The following is a 14,839-nucleotide window of genomic DNA, read 5'->3' as shown; positions in this document are numbered from 1 at the left end:
ATGGCTGATTACCGCACGACGCTGAACCTGCCCGACACCGCCTTCCCGATGCGCGGCGACCTGCCCAAGCGCGAACCCGGCTGGGTTCAGCAATGGCAGCAGACGCAGCTCTACAAGCGCATCCGCGAAAAGGCCGCCGGCCGTCCGAAGTTCGTGCTGCACGACGGCCCGCCGTATGCGAACGGCGATATCCACCTCGGCCACGCGGTGAACAAGATCCTGAAGGACATCATCGTCCGCTCGAAGACGCTGGCCGGTTTCGACGCGCCTTACGTGCCGGGCTGGGACTGCCACGGCCTGCCGATCGAGCACCAGATCGAGAAGAAGCACGGCAAGAACCTGCCGGCTTCCGAAGTGCGCAAGCTGTGCCGCGCCTTCGCCGGTGAGCAGGTGGAGATCCAGAAGAAGGGCTTCATCCGCCTCGGCGTGCTGGCCGACTGGGACCGCCCCTACCGCACGATGGATTTCGGCAACGAGGCGGGCGAAATCCGCGCGCTGGCCGAAATGGTGAAGAAGGGCTGGGTGTATCGCGGCCTGAAGCCGGTGAACTGGTGTTTCGACTGCGGATCGGCGCTGGCCGAAGCCGAGGTCGAGTACCAGGACAAGGGCAGCCCGGCGGTCGACGTCGGCTTTCCGATCAGTGAGCGCGAACGCGGCCGTCTGGCCGCCGCCTTCGGTCTGGCCGAACTGCCGGCGGGCAGCGTGCATGCGGTGATCTGGACCACCACGCCGTGGACCATCCCGGCCAACCAGGCGCTGAACATGCACCCGGAGCACGTGTATGCGCTGGTGCAGACCGACGCCGGCTGTCTGGTGCTGGCCGAGGCGCTGGTCGAACAGAGCCTGAAGCGCTTCGGCCGCGAAGGCCGCGTGCTGGCCACCGCCACCGGCGACAAGCTGGAGCGCATCGCCTTCCATCATCCGCTGTACGAGCGCGAGTCGCCGGTCTTCCTGGCCGACTACGTCGGCCTCGACGCCGGTACCGGCATCGTGCATTGCGCGCCGGCCTATGGCGTGGACGACTTCAACTCCTGCATGAAGAACGGCCTGACCGTGGCCGACGTGCTGAACCCGGTGCAGAGCAACGGCGTGTACGCCGAATCGCTGCCCTTTTTCGGCGGCCTGCACATCTGGAAGGCGAACCCGGTCATCGTGGACAAGCTGGCCGAGGTCGGCGCGCTGTTCTCGCACGAAAAGATCCAGCACAGCTACATGCACTGCTGGCGCCACAAGACGCCGCTGATCTACCGCGCCACCGCGCAGTGGTTCGTCGGCATGGACCTGAAGCCGGAAGGTGGCCCCAGCCTGCGTGAGTCGGCGCTGAAGGCGATCGAGGACACCGCCTTCTACCCGGACTGGGGCAAGGCGCGACTGGCGGCCATGATCGCCAACCGGCCGGACTGGTGCATTTCGCGCCAGCGCAACTGGGGCGTACCGATTCCGTTCTTCATCCACCGCGAGAGCGGCGAACTGCATCCGCGTACGGTCGAACTGATGGAAGTGGTGGCGCAGCGCGTGGACGCCGAAGGCATCGACGCCTGGTTCAATCTGGATGCCGCCGAATTGCTGGGCGCCGACGCGGCGCAGTACGAGAAGATCAGCGACACGCTGGACGTGTGGTTCGATTCCGGCGCGACCCACTGGCACGTGCTGCGCGGCTCGCACGCCGATCTGGCGCGCACCGACGGCGGCCCGGTCGCCGATCTCTACCTCGAAGGCTCGGACCAGCACCGCGGCTGGTTCCACTCGTCGCTGCTGACCGGCTGCGCAATCGACGGCCAGGCGCCTTACAAGGCGCTGCTGACGCACGGCTTCACGGTCGATGCGCAGGGCCGCAAGATGTCGAAGTCGCTCGGCAACGGCATCGAGCCGCAGGAGGTGGGTAACAAGCTGGGCATCGAAATCCTGCGCCTGTGGCTGGCCTCGACCGACTATTCGGGCGAGCTGTCGATCTCGAAGGAAATCCTCGACCGCGTGGTCGAAACCTATCGCCGGCTGCGCAACACCGTGCGCTTCCTGCTCGCCAACATCGCCGATTTCGATGCGCAGGCCGACATGCTGCCGGCCGACCAGTGGCTGACCATAGACCGCTACGCGCTGGCGCTGACCCGCGACCTGCAGGCACGTGTGACCGCCGATTACGAGCAGTACGAGTTCCACCGCGTGGTGCAGGCGCTGCAGCACTTCGCGTCGGAAGATCTCGGTGCTTTCTACCTCGACGTGCTGAAGGACCGGCTCTACACGACCGCCCCCGGCTCGCACGCCCGCCGTTCGGCGCAGTCCGCGCTGTGGCACATCACGCACACCCTGGTGCGGCTGTTGGCGCCGGTGCTGGCCTTCACCGCCGAGGAAATCTGGACCGTGCTCGGCGACAGGTCGGCCGACAGCGTCATGCTGACCACCTGGCACGCGCTGCCGGAACAGGCGGACGAGGCGGCCTTGATGGCGCGCTGGACGCGTATCCGTGCGCTGCGTGCGGAATCGGCCCGCGTGCTGGAAACGCTGCGTTCGGAAGGCGGCATCGGTTCGTCGCTGCAGGCGGAAGTCGAGGTGCGCGCCGCTGGCGAGTTGCACGACGACCTCGCGTCGCTGGGTGACGATCTGCGCTTCGTGCTCATCACCTCGGCCGCGACGCTGAAGAAGGTGGCGAGCGAGGCGGAGCAGGGCGTCACGGCGACGCCAAGCGCGCACGTGAAGTGCGCCCGCTGCTGGCATTACCGCGCGGACGTCGGCAGCAATGCCGGACATCCGGAACTGTGCGGCCGTTGCGATGCCAATCTGCATGGTGCGGGCGAAGCCCGCGAACACGCCTGAAGCCGATGAACGCACGCCTTGCCGGTTGGCTCGCCCTGTCCGCCTTCGTGGTCGGGGTGGACCAGCTCACCAAATACCTGATTACGCAGTGGCTGAGCTATGGCCAGAGCTGGTCGGTGACCGGGTTCTTCGACCTCGTGCTGGTCTACAACCCCGGTGCGGCCTTCAGCTTCCTGGCGGACCACGACGGCTGGCAGCGCTGGTTCTTCATCGTGCTGACGTCCACGGTGTCGATCTGGCTGATCATGCTGATGCGCAAGCACGTCGCGGAAGTGGTGTTGCCGCTCGGCCTGGCGCTGATACTGGGCGGCGCGATCGGCAACCTGATCGACCGCGTCGTGCTCGGCGCCGTGGTCGACTTCCTGTATTTTCATGCCGGGAGCCGTGGCTTCCCGGCCTTCAACGTGGCTGACTCGGCCATTACAGCGGGTGTGGTGCTGATGCTGGCAGACCAGTTCGGTCTGTCGGATCGCTTCGCCCGCGCGGAGAAACAAGCATGAACGACACCGTCAAGGCAGACAGCCTGGTCACGCTGCATTTCCGCGTCGCGCTGCCGGAAGGCGGTCAGGCGCTGATCAGCACCTTCGAATCGACGCCGGCCACGCTGCAGCTGGGAGGCGGCGAGCTGGCGCCGGCGCTCGAAGCGCGTCTTGCCGGGCTGGAGGTGGGCAGCCGCCATGTGTTCGAACTGGAGCCGGGCGAGGTGTTTGGCGAGCACAAGGCGGATCTGGTCGAGCGCTTTGCGCGTCGCGACATCCCGGCCGACATCGAACTGGACGTGCATTCGGTGATCGAATTCACCGATAACGACGGCAACAAGTTTCCCGGGCTGGTGCGCGAACTGGACGAGCAGTCCGCGCTGATCGATTTCAACCACCCGCTGGCGGGCCGCGCCGTGCGTTTCGAGGTGGAGGTGATCGGTGTCTCCTGAGGGCGAGAACATGGACGTGCTGCTGGCCAATCCGCGTGGTTTCTGTGCCGGCGTGGAGCGCGCGATCGCCATCGTCGAGCGCGCGCTGGAGCAGTACGGGGCGCCGATCTATGTGCGCCACGAAGTGGTGCACAACAAGTTCGTCGTCGACAGCCTGCGCGCCAAGGGCGCCATCTTCATCGACGACCTGGCGCTGGTGCCGCAGGGCGCCACGCTCATTTTCAGCGCGCATGGTGTACCGCAGACCGTACGTCACGATGCGTCGTCGCGAGGCCTCCGCGTGTTCGACGCGACCTGCCCGCTGGTGACCAAGGTGCATGTCGAGGTCGCCAAGATGCGCGACGCCGGGCGCGAGATCATCATGATCGGCCACAAGGGGCATCCCGAGGTAGAGGGCACCATGGGCCAGGCCGAAGGAGGCATGTATCTGGTGGAAACCGTGGCCGACGTGCAGTCACTTCAGGTGACCGACCCGGACAAGCTGGCCTACGTGACGCAGACCACGCTGTCGGTCGATGACGCGCAGATCATCGTCGACGCGCTGCGTGCGCGCTTTCCGACCATCGTCGGTCCGAAGCGTGACGACATTTGCTACGCGACGCAGAACCGTCAGGATGCGGTCAAGTTCATGGCACCGCGCAGCGATCTGGTGCTGGTGGTGGGGTCGCCCAACAGCTCCAATTCCAACCGCCTGCGCGAGGTGGCGGAGCAGTTCGGCGTACCGGCGCACCTGATCGACAACGCCAGCCAGATCGATCCCGCGTGGCTGGCAGGACGTAAGCGCATCGGCGTCACCGCCGGGGCGTCGGCACCCGAAGTGCTGGTGGATGCGGTGATCGCCCGGCTGCGCGAACTGGGTGCGGCATCGGTCAGGACGCTCGACGGCACTCCCGAGAACGTGAATTTTCCGCTGCCGAAGGAACTGGCTCAGCCGTGATCGGACTTTGCGTGACGGCACTCCGTTTCATATACTCGAAACCATGAAATCTCCGCTCAACCGCGAACAGACCATCGATCTGCTGCGCGCTCACGACATCAACCTGACGCAGCCGCGCATCGACATCGCCTGTGTGCTGTTCTCGCGCATGGAGCATCTGTCGGCCGACCAGATCCTGGCCATGGTCAACGAGACTTCGCCATCCGCGTCGAAGGCGACCGTCTACAACACGCTCAAGGTGTTGCGTGAGGCCGGGCTGATCCGCGAGGTGATCGTCGATCCGACCAAGGTGTTCTTCGATCCGAACACCGAACCGCACCATCATCTGTACGACGTCGTGACCGGTTGCCTGACCGATATCCCCAACAACACCTTGCGCATCGAAGGCATGCCGCAACTGCCACCGGGCATGGTGGCCGATGGGGTCGATATCGTCGTGCGCGTGCGTCCGGGCGTTTGAGTGCGGCGAAATTACCGCTTTCTGCCTTACCCGCATTGATTTTGCAGTGTTCAGCGGCTATCATGCGCGCTCTTTATTGCCGCTGTAGCTCAGTCGGTAGAGCAGCGCATTCGTAATGCGAAGGTCACCAGTTCGATTCCGGTCAGCGGCACCAGTGAAATGAAACAGAAAAGCCAGTTCTCGCGAACTGGCTTTTTTGTTTTGTGCGGCTGGGTTCCACCCAAGAACAAGGGGTTGCGGCCTCGCGGCGGCAACCCCTTTGATCTGATCAGCGCGACGTGCGCTCAGCCATTCACCTGCAGGCTGTCGCCGGCGACTTCTTCACTCAGCGCCAGCGGGACGCTGAGACTGCGCAGCGCAGCGGTGACGTGGTGCATCGGTGCGATCTCGTGACGGAACAGGTAGGCGAGCACCTTGCCGTTGCTCCAGGTATCCGGCAGCGCGATGCGTACGGTGTGCGCTGCGCTGGCGTCCAGTGCCGTATGCACGAGCCAGGCGCCGATCTGTTCGCGCAGCAGGAAACGGGTCTTCAGCGGGCTTGTGGCGAGCGACATGCCCGGTGCTTCGGACAGGCGGATGGCCAGGGCACGTGCCAGCGGGATCCAGTCGGATTCGACCTGCTGACCGTGGCAGGCGGCGAGAGCGGCGTGTTCCCGCTTCAGGAACTCACACAGCAGCGCTGCCAGTTCGCCAGCCGTCCAGTTGCGCAGGCCCGGAGCCGCCGGCGCTGCATCGTGCGCGGACGTGCTGTCATGATGCGCGGCATTCGCCGAGAAGCGCGGCCAGCTGGCCCGTGTACGGGCCGGGGACAGTTCTTCGCCAGCGCCTGATTGGCGCGCGACGACGACCCCTTCGTTCAGACTTGCACCCATGGCATACCTTTTGAGTTGTTGATTCGATGGTAATGCTGCGATGTGTCATTCTTTGGAACTTAGGTCACCCGGACTAAGGGTTTACCCGGATACTGCTTTTCCTCCAATCACGGCTTCCTTGACCTCTGTCACACCACCCGCGCTCGGCACGATGCGCCGGAAACGGCCGTGTGGCTTGATGCAGACCGAGGGAATCCCGCATCCCGGAACTTGTCCGAACCTGCACCTCTGGTGTTATCGACACGGAAGTTAACAAATGAAGAACTCTTTTTCGCGCGCCATCCACCTTCGTGATTACGTCGCCCCCGCCTGGTGGGTGGACGAGGTGGAACTCGACGTGACCCTGGTCGACGACGGTACGGCCCTGGTTGCTGCTGTCATGATGTTGCGCCGCAACGAATCGGTGCCACGCGCACCGCTGCGGCTCGACGGGGAAGCCCTCGAGCTGCTGCAACTCAGCGTCGATGGGCGCGCGCTGCCCGCGCCGGCCTCCTTTGTGCGCGACGGCAGACTCGAACTGGCCGATCTGCCCGACCGTTGCCGTGTCGCCACGCAGGTGCGCATCAAACCGGACGAGAACACCACGCTGTCCGGCTTCTACCGCTCGAAGGACGGCTACTTCACGCAGTGCGAGGCGGAAGGCTTCCGTCGCATCACCTGGTTCCCGGATCGTCCGGACGTCATGTCACGCTACACGGTGACGCTGCACGCCGACAGGGCGCGCTTCCCGGACCTGCTGGCCAACGGCAACCTCGTCGCCAGCGGTGACGAAGAGGGCGGGCGCCACTGGGCGCGCTGGGTCGATCCCTTTCCCAAGCCCTGCTATCTGTTCGCCATGGTCGCGGCGAAGCTCGACCGCCTCGACGACAGCTATACGACGGCATCCGGCCGCAAGGTCGATCTCGCGATCTATGTCGAGCCGGGCAAGCTGGACCAGTGCGATTTCGCGATGCATGCGCTGAAGAAGTCGATGCGCTGGGACGAGCAGCGTTTCGGCCTGGAGCTCGACCTCGACCGCTACATGATCGTCGCCGTCGGCGACTTCAACATGGGGGCGATGGAGAACAAGGGCCTCAACATCTTCAATACCAAGTACGTGCTCGCGCGGCCGGACATCGCCACCGACGTCGATTACATGAACATCGACCGCGTGGTCGCGCACGAGTATTTCCACAACTGGACCGGCAACCGTGTCACCTGCCGCGACTGGTTCCAGCTGTCATTGAAGGAAGGCCTGACCGTTTTCCGCGACCAGGAATACGGGTCGGACGAATATTCGCGCCCGGTGCAGCGCATTCAGGAAGTACGCGGGCTGCGCGCGGCGCAGTTCCCGGAGGACGCCGGGCCGATGGCGCACCCGATACGGCCGGCCAGCTACGAGGAAATCAACAACTTCTACACCGCCACTGTCTATGAAAAGGGCGCCGAGGTGGTGCGGATGATCCACACGCTGCTCGGCGAGGACGGTTTCCGCCGCGGCATGGATCTGTATTTCGAGCGGCACGACGGACAGGCGGTGACCTGCGACGACTTCGTGTCGGCGATGCAGGACGCATCCGGCGTCGATCTGACCCAGTTCCGCCGCTGGTACGAACAGGCCGGTACGCCCCGGCTGAAGGCCGAAGCCGCTTTCGATGCCCCCAGCGGACGATGGACGCTGACGCTGACCCAGTCCAACCCGGAAACCGCCTACGAGAAGCGTCTGGCTGAGGAAGGACTGCAGTTCCCGCGCGGTCCGCTGCACATTCCGGTGGCGCTGGGCCTGCTGAGCGCGGATGGCCGCGAAATCCTGCCGACCACGGTGCTGTCGTTGACCGAGGCGACGCAGACCTTCGAGTTCGATCTGTCGTCGTACGCGCTCGCGTCGGCGCCGCTTCCGTCGCTGCTGCGCAATTTCTCGGCACCGGTGGCGCTCGATTTCGATTATGGAGATGCCGGGCTGGCAACGCTGATGGCGCACGACCGCGACGAATTCAACCGCTGGGAGGCCGGCCAGCGGCTCGCGACCCGGTTGATGCTGGCGGGTGTGGCGCAGGTGCAGGCAGGCAATGAGCCCGCGGTGCCCGATCTGTTCGTCGATGCCTTCGCTGCGGTGCTGGCACAGGCGGACGCCGATCCGGCCTTTGCTGCCGAGGCGCTCACGCTCCCCTCCGAAGCCTGGCTGGGCGACCAGATGGCAGTGATCGATCCGGATGCCATCCATCAGGTGCGTACGCTGTTCAGGCGCACCCTGGCTGAGCGGCTGCGGCCGCAGTTCGAGGCGCTGCTGGCGCGCCACGTCGTGGCGGGCGCGTACGCACCGGAACCGGCGGCAATGGGCCGGCGCGCACTGCGCAACCTCGCGCTCGGCTATCTGATGACGCTGGACGACAGTGCGCTGCAGCTGCGGGCGCTGGCGCAGTTCCGCGACGCCGACAACATGACCGACCAGTTCGCCGCGTTCGCGCTGCTGGCGCACAGCGACACGCCGCTGCGCGAGGTGGCGCTGAACGAGTTCTATGCACGCTGGAAGGACGAGGCGCTGGTGGTGGACAAGTGGCTGGCGGTGCAGGCGACCTCGCCGCTGCCGGACGCCCGCGCCCGCGTGCGCGAGCTGATGGCGCACGAGGCCTTCGACCTGAAGAACCCGAACAAGGTGTATGCGCTGGTGCGCACTTTCTGCGCCGCCAATCCGCTGCACTTCCACGCCGCCGACGGTTCCGGTTACGCCTACGCCGCCGGAGTCATCCGCGAACTGGACCCGGTGAATCCGCAGGTCGCGTCGCGCGTGGCGCGAGCCTTCGACCGCTGGCGCCGCTTCGACGACGGCCGTCAGGCCCACGCCCGCAAGGCGCTGGAGAGCATCCGCGACCTGCCGGGACTGTCGGCCGACGTGGCCGAAGTGGTGGGACGGGCGCTGGCCTGACGCCGCGCAGCGGCCCGCATGGGCCGCTGCCGCGATGCCTCAGAAGCGATAGGTGGCCGAGGCGCGCACCGTGCGCAGCGTGCCGAGGAAGCAGTCGCCACGTGACAGGCAGGTGGTGTAGTACTCGCGGTCGGCGATGTTGTCGACATTGAGCGCATAGCGCCACTGGCCGGTCCGGTAGGCGAGCAGCGCGTCCATCAGCGTGATCGACGGCGTGCGCAGGCTGTCGGTGCCGTCCCAGCTGGCGCCGATGTAGCGCACGCCGCCGCCCACCTCGAACTGACCCGGCAGGTCGAAGGCGGTGAAGCGCTTCACCGCCCAGGCGCTGGCCATGTGTTCCGGAATGCTGGCAAGACGCTTGCCGAGATCCGCCGCGTTGCTCTGCGTGATCTCGCTGTCGGTGTAGGTATAGGTCGCGATCAGATCGACGCCGCCCGCCAGGCTGGCCTGCGCTTCCGCCTCGACGCCGCGTATCGTCGCCTCGCCGACCTGGATGCGGTTCAGCGCGTTGTTCGGATCGGCCGTCAGGCGGTTCTTCTCCTTCAGCTCGTAGGCGGCCAGCGTCAGGAACAGGCGGCTGCCCGGCGGCTGGTACTTCACGCCGACTTCCCACTGTTCGCCCTCGAGCGGCTTGTAGGCCTCGTTGTAGAAGTTGAAGCCGGCGCTCGGGTTGAACGACTCCGAATAGCTCACATAGGGCGCCCAGCCATTGTCGAACAGGTGCAGCAGGCCGGCGCGCCAGGTGGTCGCGTGCGCGTCGATACGGGCCGACGTGGCGTCGAGATCATTGTTCTGACGCGCCCAGTCGCGGCGCGCGCCGATGGTGGCGATCCAGCGGCGGTCTATCTTCAGCTGCTCCTGCAGGTAGAAGCCGCTCTGATAGAGCTGGGTGTCCGGCTGCCGTGCCAGCGCGGGCACCGTGTAGTTGCCGTAGACCGGCGCGTAGACGTCTATCGCAGGCGCGTTACCGCGACCCATCACCGAGCTGGTGAGCACGCGCTGGAAGTCGAAGCCGAACAGCACCGTATGCTCGAACGGTCCGTGCGCGAAGTTCGCCTGCAGCTGCGTGTCGGCGGTGAGCGCCTCCACCTCGGGCTTGGACACGTAGATGGTGCGGTTCAGCGTACGGCCGTCCGGGTTCAGCGCAGGGGCCGGGCCGAAGCGGCTGTAGACCGACTGGTAGGTGACCTGGCTGTCGGAATGGCGCACGTTCTGGCGCAGTGTCAGCGCGTCGTTGAAGCGGTGCTCGAAGCGGTAGCCGAAGGCCTGCTGCTCGCCGACGTAGCGGTCGAAGCCCGGTTCGCTGATATTGGTGCGGAACGGAATGCGGCCGTTCGGCGCCGGCAGCACGGTGCCCTGGTGCGGGAAGAAGAACTGCGTCGTGTTCGTGTGATCGCGCTGGATGTTGGCCCACACCGTCAGTTCGGTATCGGTGCTCGGGCGCCAGGTCAGCGAGGGCATGAACACCATGCGGTCGTCCTGCGTGTGGTCGACCTGGGTTTCCGCGTCCTGGCCGACCGCCACCAGCCGGTACAGCCACTTGCCTTCGCTGTCCAGCGGGCCGGTCGAATCGACGGCCAGACGCTTCAGGCCGTTGTTGCCCACCACTGCCTGCACCTCGTGCTGGGCTTCCGCCAACGGGCGCTTCGACACCAGGTTCACGGTGCCGCCGAAACTGCCCTGACCGTACATGATCGAGGAGGGGCCGCGCAGCATCTCGACCCGCTCCAGCGTGTAGACGTCCGGCCGGATGTTGTTGTAGCTGCCGAACAGCATGCGCAGTCCGTCCTGGTACTGGGTGAAGCTGGCGCCGCGCAGTTGCGCCCAGTCACCGCGATTGTCCAGTCCGTAGGGCTCGGCGCGGGCGCCGGCGGTGTAGCGCAGCGCGTCCTGCACCGATACCACCGACTGCGCTTCCAATCGGTCGCGCGTGATGACCGAGATCGACTGCGCGGTTTCGACCAGCGGCGTGTCGGTCTTGGTGGCTGAGGCGCTGCGCCGGGCAACGTAGCCGCGGACCGGGCCGTCGGCCTTTTCGGTGGCGCGCTCGTCCTCGACCTTGACGGCCGGCAGGGTGGGTACGTCGGCGGCGTGGGCGCCGTGCGTCCAGGCCAGCAGCGCGAGACTGACCGGCCCCAGGCGCATCGCTGCGCGGGGAACTCGTTTCATGGCTTCTCCGGAATCTTGAATCGAATGGCCGGCGACAAGCGCGCCGGCGTGGTTTTCAAATGGCCTGGCGCATTGGCTGGGTTCCATCGGTGGGGGCGGCCCAGACGCTGTTCGGATCACCGTCCAGGGCGCGTTTTCTTGTCAGCGCAGCGAGCCAGACATAGCCGGCCGCCATCAGCAGCGCGCACAGGTCGATGCCGAGCAGCACCCAGTCGCCGAGCAGGGCGCTGTGCAGCAGATGGTCACCGGTCAGCGCGCCGTGACTGAGCGGAATCGAGGCCGTCAATGCCGCGGTCAGCAGCAGCAGTTCGACCGCTGCGCGCGAAGGCGGGCGCACGAAGGACCACGCCAGCGCGGCGAAGAACACGCCGAAGCAGGCACTCTTCTCGATCAGTTCGCGGTCGGCGCCCGGCATCGCGGCGGCGATCTGGGTGGCGACGAAGGCGGCGGACACCGCGGCGCAGCAGCCGACGCAGACGCCGATCGTCGCCTGCGCCATGCGCACCAGATGCGTCGGTTGCGCCACCTGCTGGCGCTTGCGCCGTGCCTCTATCCACAGCAGATTGCCGCTGAAGAACAGGAAGGCGCCGGCCAGACCGAGCAGGCCATACAGACCTTGCACGATGGCACCGCCATAGCTCCCGAAGTGCAGCGCGTAGAGGCCGGCGTAGGCGGCATGATTGGCGTCATTGCGGCCTCCGGTCTGCACGTTCAGTACACGCCCGGTGGCTGCCTCGAGCGCCACGCCGCCGGATACCGCGAGCGCGCGCGGGCTGGTGCCACGCACCTCGACCTGAGCGGCGCGGTCGCCGTACTGGTAGTAGCGCAGCCACTTCGGCTCGAATTCCGGGGCGGCTGCGCGCGCGGCCGTGACCAGCGCTGCAGGCGACTGCATCGGCGACGCTTCGCCGGCCGCATCGGCACCGGTCGACACCCGCGTTGCACGCCGGATCTCGAGCGGCAGTTCGCCGCCGAACACCGGCACGTTCATCAGCGCGATCAGCACCGCCGACAGGCACAGCAGCGCACCGCTGATCGCGAACACGATATGGAAAGGCAGGCTGCAGACGCCGATCGCGTTGTGCGCGTCCTGCCAGAAGCGCTTCAGGTTGCGCCCCGAACGCAGCGCGAACAGGTCGCGCAGCAGCAGCGGCAGGTGGATGAGCACGCCTGACACCAGCGCTACGCCGTACATCATCGACACGATGCCCATCACATAGATGCCGGCGACCGGCAGCCCGAGCGAGAAGTGCAGGCTGTTGATCAGGTCGGCCAGACCGGAATGCGGCGCTTCGTCGACCAGGCCGGCGGCGACGCGCAGCGGTGCATGCGTCCATTCGCCGTCCTCCTTCTTCCAGTAGGCGACCGGCGACGGCGCGCTCGCGGAGGGCAGTTGCACGAAGAAGTCGGCGGCCGCCTGCGGATGCTTGCGCACCATGCCGTCGATCAGGGCGGGCAGTTCATCCGTCGTGACCGCCTGTGCGGTGTGGCGGTGCTCGGGACTCTGCCAGTGGTGCAGGTCCTCGTGGAACACCGTGATGGCGCCGCAGTAGAAGGCGACGAACAGCGCGAAGCCGGCGATCAGGCCGGTCCACGTGTGCAGGGCCGAGAAATGTCGAAGGGTGGATGACTTCACAGCGCGCCTCCGAGTCGTACGAGGGTCAGCAGACCTGCGGCCGCGATGTTCAGGGACAGCATGCGCAGCCAGGCACTGCGGGTGTCGGCGAACAGCACGGCGGCGCAGGCGATGGCGGTCCACAGCGGGAAGAACAGTTGCAGGGACGGCACCAGAATGTCCTGCCAACGCCCGGGCCAACCCCAGGCGATCAGCCCGGTCAGTGCGGCGGCGAGCGGAATGCCGAGCAGCGCGCCGGCTGCAAAACGCCCCCACATCACGATGGCTCCCGTGCGGACTGTCCGGGCAGCAGCGCCCAGGGCAGGGTGGCGAGCATCAGCATCCAGGCGACCAGTCCGGCACAGGGGCCGGCGACCGGGCCGAGCGCCTCGGCCCATGCCCACAGCGACAGCGCACCGGGCACGATGCAGGCGGCAAGTCGCCAGGACAGAGGAGGGCGGCGGTGCAGCAGCACCTGCCGCGGGCTGCAGATGTAACAGGCGACGGCACACAGCGCGCACGTCAACATGGCGAGAATAATCATGATTGCGGACCAGCCACTCGATTGCTTGGCCCGGAATTAGACACCATGTAACTGCGTATGTGAACAGGAATGATTCGTATTAATAACCCTGGCTGAAGAAGGGTGTTCGGCGCGGAGGCACTCTCCGCGCGCGCTTCCTCGTTCAGTCGGTCGCGATCATCGCCTCGAACGCCAGCGCGGCCGGGCTGAGCGGGCGGCGCGGCAGGCGCAGGCGGTAGAGCTGGCGCGTCAGTTGCACGCCGGGCAGCGTCAGCGTGGCGACCTTGCCGAGCGCGATCTGGTCGGCCGAGCTGACGCGCGGCACCATCGACACGCCGCCGCCGGCAGCAACGGTCTGGATGACCGCCTCGGTACTGCCGGCTTCTATCGTGCGAGCCGGCACGATGCCCAGCTTGTCCAGCCAGCGGTTCATCACTTCGCGGGTGCCGGAGCCGTGCTCGCGCACTACCCAGGTGACGGCGCTCAGGTCGGCGGCGCTGACCGTGCCGGCCTTCGCCAGCGCGCTGTCGGGCGGGGCGACGATGAGCAGGGTTTCGTCGCGCCAGGGGCGGGATTCGATCCGCTCGTCTTCGACCGGGCCTTCGACCAGTGCGATGTCGACTTCGCAGGCGAGCAGCCGGTCAGCCACCGTCTGCGTGTTGGCGCTGGTCAGGCTCAGCGTGATGCCCGGATGCGCCTGGGCGAAATCGGCGACGTAGCCCGGCAGCCAGTAACCGGCCACCGTCATGCTGGCACCGATGCGCAGGCGGCCGCGTTCGAGGTTGGAATAGGCCTGCAGCGCTTCGAGCGCGGCGCGTTCCATCGCGAAGATGCCGCCCGCGTACTCGAACAGCACCTGACCGGCTTCGGTCAGCGACACGATGCGCGCGCCGCGCTCGATCAGCACCACGTCGAGCTGGTCTTCCAGTTCGCGCAGCGCCTTCGATACGGCGGGCTGACTGATGCCGAGATGCTCGGCGGCGCGCGAGAAGCTCGCGTGTTCGCCGACGGTGTGGAAGATGCGGAGCAGGTGCAGGTTCATCGCGGTGTTCGGGTGCGGGGAGGCCGCATTGTTTCACATCGGGCCAAATGAAAAGGCCCGCACGGGGCGGGCCTTGACAACGTGCAGGGCAGGGATTAGCCGGCCATCTGCACCGGAATGTGACCACGCTGGTTCACGATGTTGTTCTTGCCATCGACGTATACGAGCTTGGGCTCGTAGCGGGCCAGTTCCAGCTCGGTGTACTGGGCGTAGCAGGCGATGATGAGCAGGTCGCCGGCGGCGGCCTTGCGCGCTGCCGCGCCATTGACCGAAATGATGCCGGATCCGCGCTCGGCGCTGATCGCGTAGGTCGAGAAACGCTCGCCGTTGGTCACGTTGTAGATGTCGATCGCCTGATACTCGCGGATGTCCGCGGCGTCGAGCAGATTCTGGTCGATCGCACAGGAGCCCTCGTAGTGCAGCTCGGAATGCGTCGTCGTGACCCGGTGAAGCTTGGACTGAAGCATGGTGCGTTGCATATGGGCGCTCCTTCGATATCGCGCTGTTCAGACAACACGCGCACGCAAGGGCGTGCGCGACAGTGCGCTACTGGAACGCCACCGGCCTTGAG

General features: G+C 66.3%; 13 protein-coding genes and 1 tRNA gene. 7 read left to right on the top strand and 7 right to left on the bottom strand.

The features are described from left to right. The 6 genes from ileS to WDZ97_RS10095 all read left to right on the top strand — a co-directional run bounded on the left by ileS (nt 1) and on the right by WDZ97_RS10095 (nt 5,296). Nucleotides 1–2,814 carry an isoleucine--tRNA ligase gene (gene ileS / locus WDZ97_RS10120; RefSeq protein WP_425762665.1) on the top strand — a complete coding sequence of 938 codons (2,814 nt, stop codon included), beginning with the start codon at nt 1–3 and terminating at the stop codon, nt 2,812–2,814. Nucleotides 2,815–2,819: 5 nt separating this feature from the next. Further along, entirely contained in the window at nt 2,820–3,314 is a 495-nt protein-coding gene (lspA, locus tag WDZ97_RS10115; protein WP_304003762.1) for a signal peptidase II, read from the top strand. Then, the gene (gene fkpB / locus WDZ97_RS10110) at nt 3,311–3,745 is read left to right on the top strand and encodes an FKBP-type peptidyl-prolyl cis-trans isomerase (protein WP_425762664.1); all 435 of its coding nucleotides are present in this window, start codon (nt 3,311–3,313) and stop codon (nt 3,743–3,745) included. Before lspA ends, fkpB begins: the two co-directional genes overlap by 4 nt. A 10-nt stretch (nt 3,746–3,755) precedes the next feature. Beyond that, nucleotides 3,756–4,682, top strand: a complete 927-nt coding sequence (gene ispH / locus WDZ97_RS10105) for a 4-hydroxy-3-methylbut-2-enyl diphosphate reductase (RefSeq protein ID WP_304003792.1) — start codon at nt 3,756–3,758, stop codon at nt 4,680–4,682. A gap of 43 nt (nt 4,683–4,725) precedes the next feature. Beyond that, on the top strand, nt 4,726–5,142 hold the full coding sequence (locus WDZ97_RS10100; RefSeq protein WP_425762663.1) for a Fur family transcriptional regulator: 417 nt from the start codon (nt 4,726–4,728) through the stop codon (nt 5,140–5,142). Nucleotides 5,143–5,220: 78 nt separating this feature from the next. Continuing rightward, nucleotides 5,221–5,296 (top strand) — tRNA-Thr (locus WDZ97_RS10095). A gap of 130 nt (nt 5,297–5,426) precedes the next feature. Here WDZ97_RS10095 and WDZ97_RS10090 read toward each other — a convergent pair. After that, nucleotides 5,427–6,014 carry a hypothetical protein gene (locus WDZ97_RS10090; RefSeq protein ID WP_304003759.1) on the bottom strand — a complete coding sequence of 196 codons (588 nt, stop codon included), beginning with the start codon at nt 6,012–6,014 and terminating at the stop codon, nt 5,427–5,429. A 256-nt stretch (nt 6,015–6,270) separates the two neighbouring features. On the opposite strand from WDZ97_RS10090, the gene pepN reads away from it, so the two are divergent. Beyond that, nucleotides 6,271–8,919: an aminopeptidase N gene (pepN, locus tag WDZ97_RS10085; RefSeq protein WP_425762662.1), complete on the top strand. Its 2,649-nt coding sequence runs from the start codon at nt 6,271–6,273 to the stop codon at nt 8,917–8,919. A 39-nt stretch (nt 8,920–8,958) separates the two neighbouring features. Here the strand turns inward: pepN and WDZ97_RS10080 are convergent, their stop codons facing one another. From WDZ97_RS10080 to panD, 6 genes are all read right to left on the bottom strand, one after another. Continuing rightward, a complete protein-coding gene (locus WDZ97_RS10080; RefSeq protein ID WP_425762661.1) occupies nt 8,959–11,088 on the bottom strand; it encodes a TonB-dependent siderophore receptor in 2,130 nt (709 codons plus the stop codon). A gap of 55 nt (nt 11,089–11,143) precedes the next feature. After that, nucleotides 11,144–12,724 (bottom strand): PepSY-associated TM helix domain-containing protein, encoded by a 1,581-nt coding sequence (locus WDZ97_RS10075; RefSeq protein WP_425762660.1) that lies wholly within the window; start codon nt 12,722–12,724, stop codon nt 11,144–11,146. After that, entirely contained in the window at nt 12,721–12,981 is a 261-nt protein-coding gene (locus WDZ97_RS10070; RefSeq protein ID WP_425762659.1) for a hypothetical protein, read from the bottom strand. The genes WDZ97_RS10075 and WDZ97_RS10070 overlap by 4 nt, the downstream gene beginning before the upstream one ends. After that, nucleotides 12,981–13,232 carry a hypothetical protein gene (locus WDZ97_RS10065; protein WP_020163812.1) on the bottom strand — a complete coding sequence of 84 codons (252 nt, stop codon included), beginning with the start codon at nt 13,230–13,232 and terminating at the stop codon, nt 12,981–12,983. Before WDZ97_RS10065 ends, WDZ97_RS10070 begins: the two co-directional genes overlap by 1 nt. Before the next feature lie 157 nt (nt 13,233–13,389). Beyond that, on the bottom strand, nt 13,390–14,268 hold the full coding sequence (locus WDZ97_RS10060) for a LysR family transcriptional regulator (RefSeq protein WP_019919248.1): 879 nt from the start codon (nt 14,266–14,268) through the stop codon (nt 13,390–13,392). 95 nt (nt 14,269–14,363) lie between these two features. Then, nucleotides 14,364–14,747 carry an aspartate 1-decarboxylase gene (panD, locus tag WDZ97_RS10055; RefSeq protein WP_019919247.1) on the bottom strand — a complete coding sequence of 128 codons (384 nt, stop codon included), beginning with the start codon at nt 14,745–14,747 and terminating at the stop codon, nt 14,364–14,366. Between the last annotated feature and the right edge of the window lie 92 nt (nt 14,748–14,839).

This window comes from Methyloversatilis sp. MC4-4 (genome assembly GCF_049843555.1).
In the GTDB taxonomy this organism is placed as follows: Bacteria; Pseudomonadota; Gammaproteobacteria; order Burkholderiales; family Rhodocyclaceae; genus Methyloversatilis; species Methyloversatilis discipulorum_B.
The sequence above is the reverse complement of the archived record's forward strand: the minus strand, read 5'-3'. Positions and strand labels throughout refer to the sequence as shown.

What these genes read in the sequence shown, in the direction of transcription:
- WDZ97_RS10080 (WP_425762661.1), bottom strand. Translation starts at nt 11,088, where the DNA reads ATGAAACGAGTTCCCCGCGCAGCGATGCGCCTGGGGCCGGTCAGTCTC.
- WDZ97_RS10090 (WP_304003759.1), bottom strand. Translation starts at nt 6,014, where the DNA reads ATGGGTGCAAGTCTGAACGAAGGGGTCGTCGTCGCGCGCCAATCAGGC.
- pepN (WP_425762662.1), top strand. Translation starts at nt 6,271, where the DNA reads ATGAAGAACTCTTTTTCGCGCGCCATCCACCTTCGTGATTACGTCGCC.
- WDZ97_RS10070 (WP_425762659.1), bottom strand. Translation starts at nt 12,981, where the DNA reads ATGTGGGGGCGTTTTGCAGCCGGCGCGCTGCTCGGCATTCCGCTCGCC.
- ispH (WP_304003792.1), top strand. Translation starts at nt 3,756, where the DNA reads ATGGACGTGCTGCTGGCCAATCCGCGTGGTTTCTGTGCCGGCGTGGAG.
- panD (WP_019919247.1), bottom strand. Translation starts at nt 14,747, where the DNA reads ATGCAACGCACCATGCTTCAGTCCAAGCTTCACCGGGTCACGACGACG.
- WDZ97_RS10060 (WP_019919248.1), bottom strand. Translation starts at nt 14,268, where the DNA reads ATGAACCTGCACCTGCTCCGCATCTTCCACACCGTCGGCGAACACGCG.
- fkpB (WP_425762664.1), top strand. Translation starts at nt 3,311, where the DNA reads ATGAACGACACCGTCAAGGCAGACAGCCTGGTCACGCTGCATTTCCGC.
- WDZ97_RS10100 (WP_425762663.1), top strand. Translation starts at nt 4,726, where the DNA reads ATGAAATCTCCGCTCAACCGCGAACAGACCATCGATCTGCTGCGCGCT.
- ileS (WP_425762665.1), top strand. Translation starts at nt 1, where the DNA reads ATGGCTGATTACCGCACGACGCTGAACCTGCCCGACACCGCCTTCCCG.
- lspA (WP_304003762.1), top strand. Translation starts at nt 2,820, where the DNA reads ATGAACGCACGCCTTGCCGGTTGGCTCGCCCTGTCCGCCTTCGTGGTC.
- WDZ97_RS10065 (WP_020163812.1), bottom strand. Translation starts at nt 13,232, where the DNA reads ATGTTGACGTGCGCGCTGTGTGCCGTCGCCTGTTACATCTGCAGCCCG.